This is a genomic window from Streptomyces sp. NPDC031274 (assembly GCF_055570235.1).
On record NZ_JBVIHP010000230.1, the window covers coordinates 1 to 1,405 of the forward strand.

The following is a 1,405-nucleotide window of genomic DNA, read 5'->3' on the forward strand; positions in this document are numbered from 1 at the left end:
GCCGCCCTTGAGGCAGATCTTCTGCCCCTTCTTGACCTTGTTCGGCATCCCCGGAATCGGGAAGACCGACTTCATGATCCGGTTCATCTTGCGGAACGACACCTCGGCGGTCGCGGTGCGCCGGGAGACGTAGTACTCGTAGTGGTAGCCGTATTGGCCGCCACGCGCAGCCCGCGCCTGCATTCCCTGCTGCGCCGCCGGCTGCGCGGGCTGGTGCTCGGCCGCGACCCCGGCGGCGCGCACGGGCTGCCCGGCCTCCGCGGCCTGTGCGGGCATCCCCGAGGCCAGCACGGCGGCGGAAAGGACCGCGCCGACAACCGCTGCCCGGACTCCCCGGGCTCCCCGCGCTCCGTTGGCCGTGCGGCCACCCTCAAAACGTCGTATACGCACGACGGACCCTCCCGTTTCCTCTGTCAATGTCAATAAGCCCTGGTCAAAGGCAAATTGATCTTGATCCAGGAGGGGTCATCGCGTCAAACCGGGTCAGACCTTCAGGTACTTGCGCAGGGCGAAGAAGCCGGCGAACGCGGGCATCAGGAAGCTGACCGTCAGCACCAGCGGCAACTTGCCGAGGACCGCGTCCCAGCCGATGAAGTTGACCATGTCGATCTTGCCGACGAGCCAGTTGTTGATGAGGAAGTACTTGCCGGCGACCAGCAGCACACAGGCGAAACCGCCGCCGATCAGACCGGCGATGGCGGCCTCCATGACGAAGGGCACCTGAATGTAGAAGCTGGACGCCCCGACCAGGCGCATGATGCCGGTCTCGCGGCGCCGGCTGAAGGCCGAGACCCGCACCGTGTTGACGATCAGCATCAGGGCAACGACCAGCATGAGCCCCATGACGCCGAGCGCCGCGTACCGCATGCCGTTGAGGAGGTTGAAGAGGTTGTCCAGGACGCTGCGTTGGTCCGTCACGCTCTGCACGCCCGGCCGCCCGCTGAAGGCGGTGTTGACGACCTGGTACTTCTCCGGGTTCTTGAGCTTGACCCGGAACGACTCCTGCATCTGGTCCGGCGTGAGGGAGCTGGACAGCGGGGAGTCGCCGAACTGCTCCTTGTAGTGCTTGTACGCCTGGTCGGCCGTCTCGTACTGGACGGTGTCGACGACGGGCATCTTCTTCAGATCCGTGCGGATCTGTTCCTTCTGCTCGTTCGTGACAGCGCCCTTGGTGCACCCGGGGTCCTGCTCGGCGTCACCCTTGTTGCACAGGAAAATCGAGACGTTGACCTTGTCGTACCAGAAGCCCTTCATCGTGCTCACCTGGTCGCTCATGAGGAGCGAGGCTCCGAAGAGGGCGAGCGAGAGCGCTACGGAGACGATGACCGCGAAGGTCATCGTGAGATTGCGGCGGAGACCGACGCCGATCTCCGACAGGACGAACTGGGCGCGCATGGCTCCCTTT

2 protein-coding genes are annotated in these 1,405 nt (G+C 64.9%); both read right to left on the reverse strand.

Going from position 1 to position 1,405, the window contains the following annotated elements; genetic code table 11:
• Positions 1-390: hypothetical protein (locus ACZ5CR_RS45210; RefSeq protein WP_468869489.1), on the reverse strand; the 390-nt coding region annotated here is incomplete at its 3' end.
• Positions 391-483: 93 nt separating this feature from the next.
• The gene (gene ftsX / locus ACZ5CR_RS45215) at positions 484-1,395 is read right to left on the reverse strand and encodes a permease-like cell division protein FtsX (protein WP_468869492.1); all 912 of its coding nucleotides are present in this window, start codon (positions 1,393-1,395) and stop codon (positions 484-486) included.
• Positions 1,396-1,405: the final 10 nt, after the last annotated feature.

Excerpts from the sequence above, each read along its gene's own strand:
- ftsX (WP_468869492.1), bottom strand. The coding sequence starts at position 1,395 with ATGCGCGCCCAGTTCGTCCTGTCGGAGATCGGCGTCGGTCTCCGCCGC.